Source organism: Methanoculleus sp. MH98A (genome assembly GCF_000691865.1).
Lineage (GTDB): Archaea > Halobacteriota > Methanomicrobia > Methanomicrobiales > Methanoculleaceae > Methanoculleus.
In genome coordinates, this window is record NZ_JMIO01000192.1 from 1 (window position 1) to 1,478 (window position 1,478).

The following is a 1,478-nucleotide window of genomic DNA, read 5'->3' on the forward strand; positions in this document are numbered from 1 at the left end:
GATTATATTGGAAATACCCTCAACCGTCATTAAGTGTTAAATAAAATGATCCCAATATATTTCATCGTTCTGAAATGGACCTAGGTCTGATCCGCTCCAAAGACAAAAAGTATAACATCCTATCAACAATTACGTTAGATCTGTGGCTTAAACCAGAAACTCTAAATTTTAAAGATACTAATTACTGATAATAGGCGTGTGCGCATGGAACTGATTAAAGGCAGGATACGAGAAGCTTCTTTCAGAAAGGTAAGGCGTAAATTCGAAAAGGAGTATCTCGAGATCGCAGGCCTTTCTGACAAGAGTGCGCTTAACGGATTCATTGAGCAGAAAAGAAACGAACTTTTTCTGCATGCATATAAGCACAACAAGTATTATCGTCGGGTTTTTAAGCAAATTGGCCTCATCCAGAATGGAGAGGTAGATCCCTCCAGAATCCCAGACATACCAATTTTAACCAAAGATATTATCCGAAAAAATCACACGGAGTTAATCTCTGACGACTATCACACACGAAAATGGTTCTACAATTCCTCTGGGGGCTCTACAGGCGAGCCGGTACGGTTAATGCAAGATGATGTCTATTTGAGATGGCGAACTGCAACAAATTATTACTACTATAGGAACATTCTCGATATCGAAGAACCGACAGTAAAAAAAGTATTACTCTGGGGATCTGAAAGGGATATCTTCAAGGGCAGTGTGGGGTTTAAAGCAAAGGTACAGAACTGGCTCTCTAATACCATATTCCTGAACAGCTTCAGAATGACCGAACAGGATATCGAGCGATACATTAGTACTATCAATCTTTCGAACCAGAGATTTTTAGAGGGTACGCAGGTTGCTGTACGCGTTATGCCAGTATGCGGAAAAGAAAAAGATACCGCTATATACCCCAAAAGTCGTTGTAAGCGCAGCGGAGTCACTATCTGACAGCATGAGGGAGACAATCCAGTCAAGTTTCGGAACGAAGGTGTATAACTTCTACGGATCGAGGGAAGTCAGTAACCTGGCCGGCGAATGTAAAGAAGGCTTAATGCACCCATTTATGTTCTGGAATTATCAGGAAGTTTTAGACAACTACAATCAACCCGTTAAAGAAGGCGAAGAAGGGAGAGTAATCGTAACAAATCTCTTCAATTATTCTATGCCCATAATACGATATGAAATTGGAGATATGGCTATACTTGGTTCAGGAAAATGTAACTGTGGCCTGACTCTACCCACATTTAGAGAGGTTACAGGGAGAATTACAGAGCACTTTATACTGAATAATGGTACAACAGTGCCTGCAGAATATTTTATTCATCTACTGGGCGTTGTTTGCAATAAAGGAGAAATAGAGAAGTTCCAGGTAATTCAAGAGGATTACGATAATATCAAAATTTTGGCAGTCCCCAAAGGCGAAGTGCCAGATCATTATAGGAGCAATATCAATGCAAAAATACGCCTCGTTATGGGGCAGGGATGTAAGATCA

1 protein-coding gene and 1 pseudogene are annotated in these 1,478 nt (G+C 40.4%); both read left to right on the forward strand.

Going from position 1 to position 1,478, the window contains the following annotated elements; all coding sequences use genetic code 11:
* The first annotated feature begins 204 nt into the window (after positions 1-204).
* Complete coding sequence (locus EI28_RS14530) at positions 205-933, forward strand: hypothetical protein (protein ID WP_052379757.1); 729 nt, start codon at positions 205-207, stop codon at positions 931-933.
* 4 nt (positions 934-937) lie between these two features.
* Positions 938-1,478: pseudogene (locus tag EI28_RS14535) on the forward strand (phenylacetate--CoA ligase family protein); the annotation flags it as partial.